The sequence below is a fragment of the Streptomyces sp. NPDC026659 genome, assembly GCF_040638245.1.
Classification (GTDB): Bacteria; Actinomycetota; Actinomycetes; order Streptomycetales; family Streptomycetaceae; genus Streptomyces.
In genome coordinates this window covers 16,939-31,986 of the sequence record NZ_JBEZXY010000008.1, presented here as the reverse complement: position 1 = coordinate 31,986, position 15,048 = coordinate 16,939, and the positions used below count along the sequence as shown (strand labels likewise).

The following is a 15,048-nucleotide window of genomic DNA, read 5'->3' as shown; positions in this document are numbered from 1 at the left end:
ACATGCGCACGCGTGCCGCCCGGTGGGACGATGACTCGCATGGGGTACGCGCAAGCGCCGCGCCCGGGCCGGGAGTCCGGCGCACCGGCCGCCGCCCGGGAGCGGGCCCGGTGACCGGCCGCCTCGGGCGCGCCTGCCGCACCGCCGCCGTCCTGCTCGCCGCCCTCGCCGTGCAGACCCCGCCCCTCCCGACCGCCGCCCACCCCACCGGGGACACCGGCCACGCCCTCGGCGTCGTCACCTGGGCCGCGAGCGCCGGGCGCCTCGGCCACGACGGCGCCGACCGCAGCTACCGCCTCGTCGTGCGCACCAGCGTCGGCGGCAGCGGACTGCGCGTCCGCCTGTCCAACGCCTTCGGGGACCGCCCGCTGCGCGTGAACGCCGCTTACGCGGGCCTGCGCGAGCAGGGCGCCGCCGTGCGCGACAACCGGCGGCTCGCCTTCCACGGCCGTCCGTCCGTCACGATCCCCCGGGGCGCCGTCGTCTGGAGCGACCCGCTGCCCGGCCACGTCCCCGCCGGGGCCCTCCTCGCCGTCAGCCTGCACACCCCGGACGCCGCCGGACCCGCCACCGGGCACGCGCTGGCCCTGCGCACCTCGTACACCGCCCGGGGCGACCACACCGCCGAGGAGAGCGCCGCCCCCTGGACGCGCACCACAGACTCCTGGTGGTACCTCGACGCCGTCTCCGTACGCCCCGACCACCCCGCCACCGGCGCCGTCGCCGCGCTCGGCGACTCCATCACCGACGGCCGGGCCTCCACCCCCGACCGGGACCTGCGCTGGCCCGACCTGCTCGCGAGACGCCTGGCCCGTACGGCGCTCGCGGGCGTCGCCGGCGAGGGGATCTCCGGCAACCGGGTCCTGACCGAGGGCGGCGGCACCAGCGCCCTCGGCCGACTGGACCGGGACGTGCTGGAGTTGCCCGGCGTGCGCACCGTGATCCTCTTCGAGGGCGTCAACGACCTCAAGGCGGCCACCGGCGTCACGGCCGCCGACCTGATCGCCGGGTACCGCGAGGTCGTACGGCGGGCGCACGCGGCCGGGATGTGCGTGACGGGCGCGACCGTCGCACCGTTCCGGGGCTGGCCGGAGTGGAGCCCGGCCGCCGAGGACGTACGCCGGGAGGTCAACCACCGCATCCGCACCGGCCACGACTTCGATGCCGTCGCGGACTTCGACCGCGCCCTGCGCGACCCCCGCCACCCCGAGCGAATGCGGACCGCCTACGACAGCGGGGACCATCTCCACCCGAACGACCGGGGGATGCGGGCCCTCGCCGACGCGGTCGACCTCGCACGACTGCGCTGCGACCGCTGAAGCCGCGCCCGCCGGACCGGCGCCCGCTGAACCGGCCCGCGTCGGCCCCGACCCTGCGCGGACGGCCCGTCAGCGCAGGGTCTGCGCCCAGTCCGCCGGAACCCGCCCGGCCGGGCCCGGCACCGGCTGGTCGGCCGGATGGCTCTCCGGGGGCGCGAGTTCGGGTCCTGAGCTGTAGATCTCGTTCGTGTCGTAGTCCCAGAACCAGCCCTCGCCCGGCTCGTAACTGCGGATGACCGGATGCCCGGTGGCCCGGAAGTGGACGGTGGCGTGCTTGGAGGGCGAGTCGTCGCAGCAGCCGATGTGCCCGCACCGTGCGCAGCGGCGCAGATGGAACCACCAGCCGCCCGTCTTCTCGCACTCCACACAGCCCGTACCGCTCGGCGGCACACTCGGGTCGATGGCGTCCTCGGCGCTCATGCTGTCTCCTCGGGGGTCGGTCCGGGCGCCCGGTCGGACTGATCGGGCGCCTCGGCGGTCAGCGGAAGGAAGACCTGGAAACGGGTGTCGCCGGGCACCGACTCGACCTCCAGGGTGCCGTGGTGCTTGTCGACGACGATCCGCCGCGAGATGTCGAGACCCAGCCCGGTGCCCTCACCAGGCGGCTTGGTGGAGAAGAACGGATCGAAGACGCGCTCGCGCAGCTCGGCCGGAATCCCGGGCCCGGTGTCGCGGATCTCCACCAGCGCCCGGTCCCCGTCCCGCGCGGTCCGCACCGTCAGCCGTCCCGAACCGCCCATGGCGGAGACCGCGTTGTCGACGAGGTTGGTCCACACCTGGTTCAGCTCCGCCGGATAACCGGGCACCGGCGGCAGCGCGGCGTCGTACTCCCTGACCACCTCGACGTGCGGGCCGACCTTCGCCGACAGCATCAGCAGGGTGCTGTCCAGGAGTTCCCGCACGTCCACCGAGCGGAACGGCGCCCGGTCGAGCTGCGCGTACTGCTTCGCCGCGTCCACCAGGTGCGAGACGCGGGCGGTGGAGTCCTCGATCTCGTTCATCAGCAGCTCGGTCTCGACGGTGGACTCCAGCCAGCCCATCGCCCGGGGCACCACGTCCTCGCCGACCGCCGCCGCGACCTGCTCCAGCCAGTCGGTGTCGAGGCCCGCCTGCGTGAAGGTCGGCGCGTACCGCACGGCCTGCTCGACGCCGTGGTCCTCCATCCAGTCGGCGAGCGCGTCCTCCCGGTCCGCCGCCTCCAGCGGACCGAGCGACGGCGCCTTCGCCACCCGCTCGGCCGTCCGCTCCTGGACCTCCACCAGGCGGGCCAACGTCTCGCGGGAGAGCGGCCCTTCGGCGATCAGCGCGAGCTTGTGCCGCATCTTCGCCACCCGCTCGCGCAGCGCCGAGGTGGCCCGCACCGCCGCCGAGGCCGGGTTGTTCAGCTCATGGGTCAGCCCCGCCGACAGCGAGCCGAGCGCCAGCAGCCGCTCCCGCCGGGCCACCAGCGCCTGGGCGCTCTTCGAGCCGAAGAACAGCCCCTCCAGCAGATGTGTCGCCATCGGGAACCACTCGTGCATCACGGCCGCGAAGGTCTCGGCGGGCAGGACGAAGAAACGGCTCGGCTCGGTCACCCGCATCGAGTTGTTGTAGACCTGCCGCACCCGGTCCCCGAGATACGCCTGCATCGCGCCCGCGTACACCCCGCGCTGCGCGGTCCGGGTCACCTCCATGTCCTCGGCGCCGACCCGCCGTGACAGCACCACCGTGCCCTCGATCAGCACGTAGAAGCAGGTCGCGGGCTCGCCCTCGGCGTACACCGGGCCCGGCTCGAACAGCTCCACCCGGCCCTCGGCGCACAGCCGCCCCAACTGGCCGGGCGTCAGCCGGTCGAAGAGGAACAGGGTGCCGATCTCCCCGGGGCTGCACGGCATGGGTTGTCCGCTCACGACTGCTCCAGATACCGGTGGACGAACATCACGGCCATCGCGCCCTCTCCCACGGCGGACGCGACCCGCTTGGCCGACTCGGCGCGCACGTCGCCCGCCACGAACACGCCCGGCACATTGGTCTCCAGGTGGTACGGCGGCCGGTCCAGCTCCCAGCCGGGCGGCGGCGTCCCGTCGGGGGTCAGGTCCGGGCCCGCGAGCACGAAACCCCGCGCGTCGCGCAGCACGGTCCCGTCCAGCCAGCCGGTCAGCGGGGCGGCGCCGATGAACACGAACAGCCACTGGGCGTCGGTCTGTTCGGTCTCACCGGTCGCGGTGTCGCGCAGCGTCAGCCGCTCCAGACGGCCCTCGCCGTGCGCGGCCACGACCTCCGTGTGGCCGCGCACCGAGATGTTGGGTGCCTCCCCGATCTGCTGGACCAGATAGTGCGACATCGACGCCGACAGATCGGCACCGCGCACCAGCAGCGTCACCGACTTGGCGACCCGGGAGAGGAACATCGCCGCCTGGCCCGCCGAGTTGGCGCCGCCCACGATGTAGACGTCCTGGTCCTGGCACGAGGCCGCCTCGGTCAGCGCGGAGCCGTAGAACACCCCGCAGCCGGTCAGTTCCGCGCAGCCCTCCGCCGCCAGCCGCCGGTACTGCACCCCGGTCGCCAGGATCACGCTGTGCGCCCCGATCGTCGAGCCGTCAGCGAACCGTACGATCCGCGCGGCCCCGCACACCTCGAGCCCCGTCACCTCGCGCGTCGTCAGGATCTCGGCGCCGAACCGCGCCGCCTGCCGCCGCGCCCGGTCGGTCAGCTGGGCGCCGGAGACGCCGTCCGGGAAGCCGAGGTAGTTCTCGATCCGGGAACTCTGCCCGGCCTGCCCGCCCGTCGCCGAGCGCTCCACCAGCACGGTCCGCAGCCCCTCCGAGGCGCCGTACACGGCCGCGCCGAGCCCGGCCGGGCCGCCGCCGATCACCACCAGGTCGTAGAAGTCGGCCGTCGGCGTCGTCGCGAGGCCCACCCGGGCCGCCAGCTCCGGGGCCTCCGGCTCGACCAGCGCCGAGCCGTCCGGGGTGATCACCAGCGGCAGCCGCCGCCCGTCCTGTCCGGCCGCCGCGAGCAGCCGTCGCCCCTCCGGCTCCTCGGCCGAGTACCAGCGGTACGGCACCTGGTTGCGGGCCAGGAACTCCCGCACGTCCGAGGAGCGCGCCGACCAGCGGTGGCCCACCACCTTGGTGCTCGGCACCGGCCGGTGATCGCTCGCGTGCCACGCCTGGAGCAGGTCGTCCAGGACCGGGTACAGCTTCTCCTCCGGCGGGTTCCACGGCTTGAGCAGATAGTGGTCCAGGTCCACGACGTTGATCGCGTCGATCGCCGCGCCGGTGTCCGCGTACGCCGTCAGCAGCACCCGGCGCGCCCACGGGTAGACGTCCATCGCCGCTTCGAGGAACTCGATGCCGTTCATCCGGGGCATCCGGTAGTCGGCGAGCAGCACCGCCACCTGGTCGCCGCGCAGCTTCAGTTCGCGCAGCGCGTCCAGCGCGGACGCGCCGGACTCCGCGCGCACGATCCGGTACGACTCGCCGTAGCGGCGCCTGAGGTCCCGGGCGACGGCGCGGGACACGCCCGGGTCGTCGTCCACGGTCAGGATGACCGTACGGGCGGCGTCGGTGGCCTGTGCCATGGGTCTCCCACCCCGAGCGGTCGGATGCACGGGCTTCCCTGCGGCGGTGGCGCGGGTACGGAACACCGCCTTCCGCCCATCGTAGGTGCGGCCGCCCGGCTTCGCCCCGGCGCGGGAGTCCTTGCCGGGGGTGAAGGGGGCGTGGTTCGTACGGCCGTCCTTCTGTGACAAGGTCATGACCGAGCGTCGCCCGTGAGGCGCGGCGACGCACGGACGCGGTGGTATGGACGCGGTGACGACGAGGAGGCCACGCATGACACGCCCGATCACGGCCGGGGTGGACGGTACGCCGGAGAGCCTGGCGGCCCTGGACTGGGCCGCCGGGGAGGCCGTACGCCGGGGGCTGCCGCTGCGCGTGCTGCACGTCTGGCGCCATGTCGAGACCCCCTCGGCCCCCGATCCGATCGTCCAGCGGGGCTGGGCCGAGACCGCGGCCGCCGAGGCGGTGCGCCCCGTCACCGAACGGCACCCGGGGCTCCCCATCAGCCTGGACGTGCCCGAGGGCGTCCCCGCCGAGACACTGACGAAGGCCGCCGCCGACGCCGAACTGCTGGTGCTGGGCTCGCGCGGGCACGGGGGCGTGGTCGGCTTCCTGCTCGGCTCGGTGGGCGGCCGTGTCGTCGCCGAGGCGTCCCGGCCCGTGGTGCTGGTGCGCGCCGGGGACAAGGCCGCCTCCGAGGCCGCCGGACGCGAGATCGTGGTGGGCCAGGACGGCAGCCCCGAGGACAGCGCCGCCGCGCTCGGCTTCGCCTTCGAGGCGGCGGCCGCGCGCGGCGCCACCGTACGGGTCGTACGCGCCTGGACCCTGCCGCCCGTCTTCGCCTACAGCCCCGCCTCCCTGAAGCTCCTGGACGACGCGGGCGGCCTGGAACCCTACGAGCGCAAGGCCCTCGCCGAGGCCGTACACCCCTGGCGCGAGCGCTACCCCGACGTGCCGGTCTCCGAGCACGTGGAGATGGGCAGCGCGGGGCAGGTCCTGCTCTCGGTCTCCGGCGGCGCCCAGCTGGTCGTCGTCGGCCGCCGCCCCCACCACACGGCGGTGACGGCGCGGATCGGCTCGGTGGCGCACGGAGTGCTGCATCACGCGCCGTGTCCGGTGGCGGTCGTGCCGGGGGTGGCGTCGGAGGGGTGAGCCGGGCGCGGGAGGGCCGTCCTGGCGGCCGCCACGGGCACGGCCGAGCGGTCGCCGGGGTGCGTCAAGTCCCGCCGGACAGCGGCCGGTTGGCGCGTCGGCTCACAGCCGTCCCGTCGGCTGCCCCCGGCCCGCCCCGGGGCGCCGTCCCTGCCCCGCCCGCTCCCCGGCCAGTTCCGCCGCCTCCCGGACCGGCCCCCGGTGCACCGGACCGTGTCCCGGCAGCAGCGTGTCGCCCTCCAGCGCGGCGATCAGGTCCAGCGAGTCCACGGCGCGCTCCCGCTCGTGGTGGAAGAAGCCGGCCAGGAGCTGGGGGCCCTTCAGTCGGGAGATCGCGTGCCCGGTGACCAGCGCGTCACCGGAGATCACCACGCCCAGGCGCGGCAGGTGGTAGACGCAGTGGCCGTCCGTGTGGCCCGGCGTGTGCACCGGGACCGGGTTCCCCGGCAGGTCGAGCGCGCCCTCGGTGGGGAAGGGCTCGGGCTTGGTGACGGGGTGCTGCTCAAGCCCGCCGACCTGGATGAGGTGCGCCGCCCACTTCAGGACACCGGGCCGCCAGATGTTGCGCACCACGTCGCCCACCTTGGCCTGCTGGAGGAACTCCCGCCGCGCGTGCGGGACTTCGGCCGGATGCAGCTGAACCGGCGTCCCGTACCCGGCGCGCAGGTACTCCGCCGAGCCCAGATGGTCGTTGTGCGCGTGGGTGATCAGCACGGCGGCCACCGCCTCCGGCGAACTCCCCACCGAGGCAAGGGACTCCAGCAGCCCCGCGCGGTCCCCCGGATACCCGGTGTCCACCAGGGTCACCGCGTCCCCGTCCTTGAGGATCACCCAGTTGGTGTGATGACCGTGCACCAGGTAGGTGCCGTCGGCCACTTGGTGTACGTCCGCGCTCATCCGCTCGTCGTCCCTTCGCCGTTGAACCGTCGGCAACAGCCAAGCAGACCCGGGGCGATGGACGTGTCAGCGCACCCCGCGCGGACGGAACTGCACACTGATCCGGGGCCCCGCCGCGCGGGCGGTCTTCGGGACGCAGTGCTCCCAGGTGCGCTGGCAGGAGCCGCCCATCACGATCAGGTCGCCGTGCCCCAGCGGCCGCCGTACCGTGGCCGCGCCGCCACCGCCGTCGGCCGGGCGCAGCAACAGGTCCCGGGGCGCACCGACGGAGAGGATCGCGACCATGGTGTCCGCCCGCGCCCCGCGCCCGATCCGGTCGCCGTGCCAGGCCACGCTGTCCCGCCCGTCGCGGTAGAAGCACAGCCCGGCCGTCGTGAACGGCTCGCCCAGCTCGGCCGCGTAGTGCGCGGTGAGCGCGGCGCGGGCCTCGCCGAGCACAGGGTGGGGGAGTGAATCACGTTGCTTGTAGAAGGCGAGCAGCCGGGGCACCGCCACCACGTTGTCGTACATCTTCCGCCGCTCCGCCCGCCAGGGAACCTCGGCGGCGAGCCGTTCGAACAGCGCGTCCGCGCCGCTCAGCCAGCCCGGCAGCACGTCAATCCAGGCGCCCGCGCCGAGTTCGGTACGGCGCAGGCCGCTGAGCGGACCGAGCCGCAGTTCGTCGGTCTGGTCGAAGAGGGAGCCCTGGAGGTGCGTGGACATGGGGTCAGCGTACCCCTGAATCGAAAATGCGTTCCATTTATGAATCCGGGCCGCCCTCTTTCGATACATCGATGTATCGAATACATTCCCGTATCGAACGGAGGTGAGGCACCGTGACGGACGGACTCAGCGCCCCCCGCGTCACCAAACGCCGCGCCAGGACCCGCGCCGATCTGCTCGCCGCCGCCTTCGCGGTGTTCGCCGCCAAGGGGTTCGGGCGGGTCTCCATCGAGGAGGTCTGCGAGGCGGCCGGGTACAGCCGGGGTGCCTTCTACTCCAACTTCGCCACCCTGGACGAGCTGTTCTTCGCCCTGTATCGGGAGCGCGCCGACCTCATCGCCGCCCAGGTCGCGGGCGCCCTCGCTCAGGACGGCCCCGGACTCGACGTGCAGGCCTGTGTCGACCGGGTCTCCGAGGCGCTGTTGCTCAATGTGGACTGGCTGCTGGTGAAGACCGATTTCCTGGTGCACGCGGCCCGCGACCCCGACACCGCCCGCGCCCTCCTCGACCACCGCGCCCGGCTGCGCGAGGCCGTCGCCGACCGGCTGCGAAGGGCCCAGGGCCACACGGAGCTGCCCGCCGTACTCGGCGGAGCCGACGGCGCGGCCCACGCGGTCGTCGCCGCGTACGACGGCGTCACCACTCAGCTCCTCCTCGACAAGGACGTGCCCGCCGCACGCGCCTGGCTGAAGCAACTCCTCACGGCTCTGCTGACCGACGGCAGTCGGCCCCTCTGAACTCGCCCCGACGGAAGGACACGCACATCATGGACGCGGACGCGATAGTCGTCGGAGCGGGCCTCGCCGGCCTGGTCGCCGCGCACGAACTCACCAGCCGGGGACGGAAGGTGGCCCTGCTCGACCAGGAGAACGCCGCCAACCTCGGCGGCCAGGCGTACTGGTCCTTCGGGGGTCTGTTCCTGGTGGACTCGCCCGAACAGCGCCGTCTCGGCGTCAAGGACTCCCTCGACCTCGCCTGGAACGACTGGCGGGGCAGCGCGCAGTTCGACCGCGTCGAGGACGAGGACTCCTGGGCGGTGCGCTGGGCCCGCGCCTACGTCGAGTTCGCCGCCGGGGAGAAGCGGTCCTGGCTGCGCGGACACGGGATCGAGCTGCTGCCCACCGTCGGCTGGGCCGAGCGCGGCGACCTGCGCGCGGACGGCCACGGCAACTCCGTACCCCGCTTCCACATCGCCTGGGGCACCGGCACCGGCGTGGTCGAACCCTTCGTGCGGTACGCCCGCGAGGCCGCGCGGGACGGGCTGCTCACCTTCCACCACCGCCACCGCGTGGACGAACTCCTCGTCCGGGACGGCGCCGTGCGCGGGGTGCGCGGCACGCTCCTCGCCCCCGACGACTCCCCGCGCGGAGTCGCCTCCAGCCGCGAGTCCGTCGGCGACTTCGAGCTGACCGCCGGCGCCGTGATCGTCACCAGCGGCGGCATCGGCGCCGACCACGACCTGGTGCGCCGGTACTGGCCCGAGCGGCTCGGTACACCCCCCGCCAAGATGGTCACCGGTGTCCCCGCGTACGTCGACGGCCGGATGCTCGACATCACCGCCGAGGCGGGCGCGCGCCTGGTCAACCGCGACCGGATGTGGCACTACACCGAGGGCATCGCCAACTGGAACCCCGTCTGGCCCGGCCACGGAATCCGCATCCTGCCCGGCCCCTCCTCCATCTGGCTCGACGCGCTCGGCCGCCGCCTGCCCGACCCCTGCCTTCCCGGCTACGACACGCTCGGCACCCTCCGCCATCTGCGGACCACCGAGGACATCGCCGGATACGACCACTCCTGGTTCGTCCTCACCCGGAAGATCGTGGAGAAGGAGTTCGCGCTCTCCGGCTCCGAGCAGAACCCCGACATCACCGCCAAGGACCGCAAGGCCGTGCTCCGCGACCGGCTGCTCGGCAAGGGCGCCCCCGCCCCCGTACAGGCATTCCTCGACCACGGCGCCGACTTCGTCACCGCCCGCACCCTGGAGGACCTGGTCGGCAGGATGAACGGGCTCACCGGAAAGTCCCTCCTGGACGCCGCCGAGGTCCGCCGCCAGATCGAGGCCCGCGACCTCCAGCTGGCCAACCCCTACAGCAAGGACTCCCAGATCCAGGGCATCCGCAACGCCCGCCGCTACATCGGCGACCGCCTCGGCCGCGTCGCCACTCCGCACCGCATCCTCGACCCGGAGGCGGGCCCGCTCATCGGCGTACGGCTCAGCGTGCTCACCCGCAAGACTCTCGGCGGCATCCAGACCGATCTGGACTCGCGCGCCCTCGGCCCGGACGGCACACCGGTCGGCGGCCTGTACGCGGCAGGCGAGGTCGCCGGGTTCGGCGGCGGCGGGGTCCACGGCTACAACGCGCTGGAGGGCACCTTCCTCGGCGGCTGCCTCTTCTCGGGCCGCGCGGCGGGACGGGCGGCTGCGAAGGAGACCGCCTGAAGGGCCTGAAGCCCTCAGCCCGGGGGGTCTCAGTGCCGGAGCAGCTCCAGCAGCACCTCCGCCTGGCTGCTCTCCGTGTGCTTCGTCGCCGTGAGCAGCGTGACCGGGCCCTCCCTGACCGACTTCCTGAGGCCGTCGAGCGCGGCGGCGGCCTCGGGAGCGGTCAGCTCCTGCTCGTAGCGGCGCCGGAACTCGTCGAAGGAGCCGCCGTGGTGGTACCAGCGGCGCAGCTCCGTCGAGGGGGTCAGTGCCTTGGGCCACTCGTCCAGCCGGGCCTCCTCCTTGGAGACCCCGCGCGGCCACAGCCGGTCCACCAGCACGCGCAGCCCGTCGTCCGGCTCCGGCGGGTCGTAGATCCGGCGCATACGCACGCTCATGACCGGGCTCCCTCACATCGGCACGGGACGCGTCCTGCGAGCGTACTGCGGGCGCGCCGGGGCCGCCGTACGGATCACGGCGCGTGACTTGACCCGCGCCGGGGCGAAACCGCCGGGCCCGCAGCCCTACCCTGTGGACGAAGCGATCACCGCCACCTCCGAGGAGCGCACGTGACGTCACCCCGCAGATCCGCCGCCCGACGCACCACGGTCCTGCGCCGCGAGGCGGTCCTGCTCACCGCGCCCATGGTGGTCGCGGCCCTGCTCGGCGCCGCCGCCCCCGCCGGGTCCGCGAAGCCGGGCGCACCGGGCGCGGGCGACTCCTACTTCCCGCTCAGCGGCAACGGCGGCTACGACGTGAGCCATTACGGCCTCACCCTCCGCTACGACATCGCCTCCCGGCACCTCGACGGCAAGGCCGTCCTCACCGCCCGCGCCACCCAGAACCTCAGCCGCTTCGACCTCGACCTCAAGGGCCTGACCGTCACCGGTGTCACCGTGGACGGCGCCGCCGCCCGCTTCACCCGTGACGGCCAGGAACTCGTCGTCACCCCGCGCCACGCCCCGCGCAAGGGCCGGGAGTTCCGCGTGACCGTCACCTACCGGGGCACGCCGAAGCCCGTCACCGACCCGGACGGCTCACCCGACGGCTGGATCCCCACCGACGACGGCGCCTTCGTCGCGAACGAGCCGCAGGGCGCCATGACCTGGTTCCCGTCGAACAGCCACCCCAGGGACAAGGCGTCCTACGACTTCACCGTCACCGTGCCCAAGGGGTACACGGCCGTCGCCAACGGCGTGCTGCGCGGACAGAGCACCGCGCACGGTCTGACCACCTTCCGCTGGCACGAGGCCGAGCCCATGGCCGCCTATCTGGCCACGGCCACCGTCGGCAAGTTCCGGACGGAGCAGTACACGACCCGCGACGGGCTGAAGGTCTACAACGCCGTCGACGCGCGCGAGGCCAAGAAGGCCGCACCCGTCCTCAAGAAGCTGCCCTCCGTCCTGGAGTGGGAGAGCAGGCTCTTCGGCCCGTACCCCTTCCGCGCGGCGGGCTCCATCGTGGACCACGCGCCCGGTGTCGGCTACGCCCTGGAGACCCAGACCCGGCCCGTCTACGACTCCGCGCCCGACCTCTCCACCCTCGTCCACGAGAACGCCCACCAGTGGTTCGGCGACTCGGTCTCGCTGACCAGCTGGAAGGACATCTGGCTCAACGAGGGCTTCGCCACCTACGCCGAGTGGCTCTACGGCGAGCAGCACGGCGGCGACAGCGCGCAGAAGACCTTCGACGCCCTCTACGCCCGCCCGGCCAAGGACGGCCTGTGGGCCTACCCGCCCGGCGACCCCGGCAGCGGCAAGAACATCTTCGGTACGCCCGTGTACGCGCGGGGCGCCATGGCCCTGCACGAGCTGCGCCGGGCCGTCGGCGACAAGACGTTCTTCCGTATCCTGCGTGCCTGGGCCGACACCCACCGCGCCGGGCACGGCACCACGGCCGAGTTCATCCGCCTCGCGCAGCGGGAGTCCGGCAAGGACGTGGGCCCGCTGCTGCACACATGGCTGTACGCCAAGGGCAAGCCCGCCCGCGCCTGAGCGCGCCGCCGGACACCGCTCGCGTCACTGCTCGCGCAGGCCCCACGGCGAGCCGTACGCCGTCAGCAGATCGAGGAACGGGCGGGCCGGGAACGCCTCGGGACCGAGGACACCCCGGCCCGCCCACGCCCCCGTGGCCAGGAGTTCGAGCGCGACGACCGGGTTCACCGCCGTCTGCCACACCACGGCCTGGCAGCCGTACTCCGCCATCGACCACTCGTTGTCGACCACGTGGTACAGGTACACCTCGCGCGGCGCCCCGTCCTTCGTGCCGCGCACCCAGGTGCCCGCGCAGGTCTTGCCGCGCATCCGGTCGCCCAGTGTCGCCGGGTCCGGCAGCCCCGCCGCCACCACGTCACGCGGCGACACCTCCACCGGTCCGTCCGGGCCCGGCACGGTCACCGGGGCGGTGCGGTCCAGGCCCAGCTGGTGCAGCGTGCGCAGCGTGTCGGTGAACTCCCGGCCGAGCCCGTACTTGAAGGTGACCCGCTCCGCGCCCACCCAGCGCGGCATCAGCAGCACCTCCTCGTGTTCGACGTTCACGCACTCCACCGGGCCGATGCCCTCGGGGAAGTCGAACACCTCGGGCTCGCTGAACGGCTCCGTGGTGAACCAGCCCCGTTCGGACTCGTAGACCACGGGCGGGTTCAGGCACTCCTCGATGGTGGTCCAGATGCTGAAGGACGGCGCGAAGTCCGCGCCCTCCACGGTGAGGTTGGCACCGTCGCGGACGCCGATCTCCTCGATGGTGTCGAAGAGTTCGTCGGCGGCGTGCCGGGCGAACACGTCCGACAGACCCGGCTCCACGCCCATCCCGACCAGCGCGAGCCGCCCCGCGTCGGCCCACTGCCCGGCGAGCGCGAACTGCTCGTCGCCCAGCTTCACCCCGCACTCCTCGTACGGCCGCTCCGGGTGCGGGCGGGACAGCGACATCGCCATGTCGACATAGGTCGCCCCGGCGCCGTACGCAGCCCGGAACAGCGGCATCACGAACCTGGGGTCGGTGGCGTTCAGCAGCACGTCGCAGCCGTGGCGGGTGAGCAGCGCGGACACCGCCGACTCGTCCCCGGCGTCGACGTGGGCGGCCCGGAAACGGCCCTCCTCCTCGCCGAGGGCCGCGACGGCCGCCTCGGCACGGGCGAGGTCGTAGTCGGCCACCACCATCAGGTCGAAGAACGGACGGCGGGCCGCGATCCGGGTGACGGCGGTACCCACACCGCCGGCTCCCACGAGCAGTACACGCATGACGGAAAACTCCTGCCTGACACGGACGGAAACGACGACTCGGCAGGCGCGCCTTGGCCCGTATGCAACGCCTGTGCGTGCCGTAAGGTCAATGGCGTTGGCATAAGGACGCCCGCGAGGAGGCTTCGCCGTGCCCAAACCCGTCGTCCCCGAGGAGCGGCGCCGCAGGCGGCGGCCGACGCGCGGCGGCATCGTGCTGTCCGAGGAGCTGATCGTCACCACCGCCCTGCGGCTGCTGCGCGAGCACGGCAGCACCGGGCTCACCGCCCGCCGCCTCGGCCTCGCGCTCGACTGCGACCCGAGCACCCTCTACCGGTACTTCCGGGGCATGGACGACCTCACCCTGGCCATCGGCGACGCGCTCATCGGGCAGGCGCTGGACGGCTGGGAACGCACCGGCGACTGGCGCACCGATCTGCGCACGATCGGGCTGCGCATCTACGCCGTCTACGTCGACCACCCGCAGGCCGCCGTGCTCACGGCCGGGCGCGTCACCGGGCGCGCCCATGAACTGGCCGCCGACGAGGCCGTGTTGGACGTGCTCGCCGGGGCCGGGTTCTCGCTCCCGGAGACGGTCCGCGTCTACCACGCCTTCATCGACCAGACGCTGGCCTTCGCCGCCCTGGACGCCGCGACCCTGGCCCTGCCGAGCGCCTCGCAGCGCGCCGACGAGGAGCAGTGGCAGTCGACGTACGCCCGGCTGCCCCGCGCCACCCACCCGCGCATCGCGGAGGCCGCCCCGCTGCTGGCCCGGCGGATGATGCACAGCGCCTATCCGGCGGCGCTGGACATGCTGCTGGACAGCGCGGCGGCGCGGCTCGACACCGCTGGTCCGGCCGGTGCCGCCCCCGTCACCTCCGCAGCGCGCCCGCGGCGGCCCCGGTGACCGCGTCCGCCAGTGCCGCGAGGGCGGGGGAGTCCAGCTTCCACTGCTGCCAGTAGAGGGCCACGTCCACCCACACGTCCGGGGCGAGGGGCACCAGGCGTCCGTCGGCCAGGAGCGGCAGCGCCTGCGGTTCCGGGATCAGACCCCAGCCGAGTCCCGCGACGACCGCCTGGAGGAACCCCTCCGAGGTCGGGATGCGGTGCCGCAGCGGGCCCGCGCCGGTGCCGCCGAGGGAGCGGACGAAGCCGTCCTGGAGCCGGTCCTTGAGGTCGAAGGTCACCACCGGGACCTCGGACAGCGCCCCGGCGAGCGGCCCCTCGGGCAGCCGGGCCGCGAACTCCGGTGCGGCGGCCGGGAGATAGCGCAGCCGGCCGAGCGGGCGCACCGAGCAGCCCGGCACCGGGTCGGGCGCGGTGGTCACCGCCGCCATCACCAGGCCCTCGCGCAGCAGCTCCGCCGTGTGGCCCTCGTCCTCCCGGTGCAGCTCGAAACAGAGCCCGGTCACCCGGGTCAGCGCGCCGAAGAACCAGGTGGCCAGCGAGTCCGCGTTCACCGCGACCGACACCCGCGCGGGCTCCCCGGCCCCGCTCAGCCCCAGTTCACGGCGCGTGTCCCGCTCCAGCCGGGCCAGTTGACGGGCGTACCGCACCAGCACCGCGCCCGACTCGGTCGGCCGCACCGGCTTGGTCCGCCGGAGGAGCACCCGGCCGGTGCGCTGCTCCAGCGCCTTGACCCGCTGGCTCACCGCCGACGGCGTCACATGCAGGGCGGCGGCCGCCGCGTCGAAGGTGCCCTCGTCCACCACGGCCAGCAGCGTCCGCACCTGGTCCAGGGGCAGGTCCGGCATCATGAGAACATCACGAGAGCTAAGGATACGTAAGAATCTTTAGCT

The 15,048-nt window shown here is 73.7% G+C and carries 14 protein-coding genes; 6 read left to right on the top strand and 8 right to left on the bottom strand.

The window, feature by feature from the left end:
* Positions 1–110: 110 nt before the first annotated feature.
* Complete coding sequence (locus AB0E91_RS20630) at positions 111–1,319, top strand: SGNH/GDSL hydrolase family protein (protein ID WP_361783654.1); 1,209 nt, start codon at positions 111–113, stop codon at positions 1,317–1,319.
* A 69-nt stretch (positions 1,320–1,388) separates the two neighbouring features.
* Here the strand turns inward: AB0E91_RS20630 and AB0E91_RS20625 are convergent, their stop codons facing one another.
* The 3 genes from AB0E91_RS20625 to AB0E91_RS20615 are packed head-to-tail and all read right to left on the bottom strand — an operon-like array spanning position 1,389 to position 4,881.
* Positions 1,389–1,739: a UBP-type zinc finger domain-containing protein gene (locus AB0E91_RS20625; protein ID WP_161178448.1), complete on the bottom strand. Its 351-nt coding sequence runs from the start codon at positions 1,737–1,739 to the stop codon at positions 1,389–1,391.
* On the bottom strand, positions 1,736–3,208 hold the full coding sequence (locus AB0E91_RS20620) for an ATP-binding protein (RefSeq protein ID WP_361783651.1): 1,473 nt from the start codon (positions 3,206–3,208) through the stop codon (positions 1,736–1,738). Before AB0E91_RS20620 ends, AB0E91_RS20625 begins: the two co-directional genes overlap by 4 nt.
* Entirely contained in the window at positions 3,205–4,881 is a 1,677-nt protein-coding gene (locus AB0E91_RS20615; protein WP_361784560.1) for an FAD-dependent oxidoreductase, read from the bottom strand. Before AB0E91_RS20615 ends, AB0E91_RS20620 begins: the two co-directional genes overlap by 4 nt.
* Positions 4,882–5,134: 253 nt before the next feature.
* Here AB0E91_RS20615 and AB0E91_RS20610 point away from each other — a divergent pair, with 253 nt between their 5' ends.
* On the top strand, positions 5,135–6,013 hold the full coding sequence (locus tag AB0E91_RS20610; RefSeq protein WP_361783648.1) for a universal stress protein: 879 nt from the start codon (positions 5,135–5,137) through the stop codon (positions 6,011–6,013).
* A 102-nt stretch (positions 6,014–6,115) separates the two neighbouring features.
* Here the strand turns inward: AB0E91_RS20610 and AB0E91_RS20605 are convergent, their stop codons facing one another.
* The gene (locus AB0E91_RS20605) at positions 6,116–6,910 is read right to left on the bottom strand and encodes an MBL fold metallo-hydrolase (RefSeq protein ID WP_361783645.1); all 795 of its coding nucleotides are present in this window, start codon (positions 6,908–6,910) and stop codon (positions 6,116–6,118) included.
* A gap of 66 nt (positions 6,911–6,976) precedes the next feature.
* Positions 6,977–7,612 carry an alpha-ketoglutarate-dependent dioxygenase AlkB gene (locus tag AB0E91_RS20600; RefSeq protein WP_361783642.1) on the bottom strand — a complete coding sequence of 212 codons (636 nt, stop codon included), beginning with the start codon at positions 7,610–7,612 and terminating at the stop codon, positions 6,977–6,979.
* 113 nt (positions 7,613–7,725) lie between these two features.
* Here AB0E91_RS20600 and AB0E91_RS20595 point away from each other — a divergent pair, with 113 nt between their 5' ends.
* Together AB0E91_RS20595 and AB0E91_RS20590 are read left to right on the top strand one after the other, a co-directional pair.
* Positions 7,726–8,349, top strand: coding sequence for a TetR/AcrR family transcriptional regulator (locus tag AB0E91_RS20595; RefSeq protein WP_361783639.1), 624 nt, complete (start codon positions 7,726–7,728; stop codon positions 8,347–8,349).
* A 29-nt stretch (positions 8,350–8,378) separates the two neighbouring features.
* Positions 8,379–10,052, top strand: a complete 1,674-nt coding sequence (locus AB0E91_RS20590) for an FAD-binding dehydrogenase (protein ID WP_361783636.1) — start codon at positions 8,379–8,381, stop codon at positions 10,050–10,052.
* 29 nt (positions 10,053–10,081) lie between these two features.
* Here AB0E91_RS20590 and AB0E91_RS20585 read toward each other — a convergent pair whose 3' ends face one another.
* Complete coding sequence (locus AB0E91_RS20585) at positions 10,082–10,429, bottom strand: DUF488 family protein (RefSeq protein ID WP_361783633.1); 348 nt, start codon at positions 10,427–10,429, stop codon at positions 10,082–10,084.
* Between the two features lie 171 nt (positions 10,430–10,600).
* Here AB0E91_RS20585 and AB0E91_RS20580 point away from each other — a divergent pair, with 171 nt between their 5' ends.
* On the top strand, positions 10,601–12,025 hold the full coding sequence (locus AB0E91_RS20580; RefSeq protein WP_361783630.1) for a M1 family metallopeptidase: 1,425 nt from the start codon (positions 10,601–10,603) through the stop codon (positions 12,023–12,025).
* Positions 12,026–12,049: 24 nt separating this feature from the next.
* On the opposite strand, the gene AB0E91_RS20575 is transcribed toward AB0E91_RS20580, so the two are convergent.
* Positions 12,050–13,270: a saccharopine dehydrogenase C-terminal domain-containing protein gene (locus AB0E91_RS20575; RefSeq protein WP_361783627.1), complete on the bottom strand. Its 1,221-nt coding sequence runs from the start codon at positions 13,268–13,270 to the stop codon at positions 12,050–12,052.
* 130 nt (positions 13,271–13,400) lie between these two features.
* Here AB0E91_RS20575 and AB0E91_RS20570 point away from each other — a divergent pair, with 130 nt between their 5' ends.
* A complete protein-coding gene (locus tag AB0E91_RS20570) occupies positions 13,401–14,156 on the top strand; it encodes a TetR/AcrR family transcriptional regulator (RefSeq protein WP_361783624.1) in 756 nt (251 codons plus the stop codon).
* Here AB0E91_RS20570 and AB0E91_RS20565 read toward each other — a convergent pair.
* Positions 14,122–15,006, bottom strand: a complete 885-nt coding sequence (locus tag AB0E91_RS20565; protein ID WP_361783621.1) for a LysR family transcriptional regulator ArgP — start codon at positions 15,004–15,006, stop codon at positions 14,122–14,124. The two genes, AB0E91_RS20570 and AB0E91_RS20565, sit on opposite strands and share 35 nt — an antisense overlap.
* Positions 15,007–15,048: the final 42 nt, after the last annotated feature.

Bases quoted from the DNA above. Each gene is read 5' to 3' on its own strand.
- AB0E91_RS20625 (WP_161178448.1), bottom strand. From the start codon at position 1,739: ATGAGCGCCGAGGACGCCATCGACCCGAGTGTGCCGCCGAGCGGTACG.
- AB0E91_RS20590 (WP_361783636.1), top strand. From the start codon at position 8,379: ATGGACGCGGACGCGATAGTCGTCGGAGCGGGCCTCGCCGGCCTGGTC.
- AB0E91_RS20565 (WP_361783621.1), bottom strand. From the start codon at position 15,006: ATGATGCCGGACCTGCCCCTGGACCAGGTGCGGACGCTGCTGGCCGTG.
- AB0E91_RS20615 (WP_361784560.1), bottom strand. From the start codon at position 4,881: ATGGCACAGGCCACCGACGCCGCCCGTACGGTCATCCTGACCGTGGAC.
- AB0E91_RS20575 (WP_361783627.1), bottom strand. From the start codon at position 13,270: ATGCGTGTACTGCTCGTGGGAGCCGGCGGTGTGGGTACCGCCGTCACC.
- AB0E91_RS20600 (WP_361783642.1), bottom strand. From the start codon at position 7,612: ATGTCCACGCACCTCCAGGGCTCCCTCTTCGACCAGACCGACGAACTG.
- AB0E91_RS20610 (WP_361783648.1), top strand. From the start codon at position 5,135: ATGACACGCCCGATCACGGCCGGGGTGGACGGTACGCCGGAGAGCCTG.
- AB0E91_RS20605 (WP_361783645.1), bottom strand. From the start codon at position 6,910: ATGAGCGCGGACGTACACCAAGTGGCCGACGGCACCTACCTGGTGCAC.
- AB0E91_RS20585 (WP_361783633.1), bottom strand. From the start codon at position 10,429: ATGAGCGTGCGTATGCGCCGGATCTACGACCCGCCGGAGCCGGACGAC.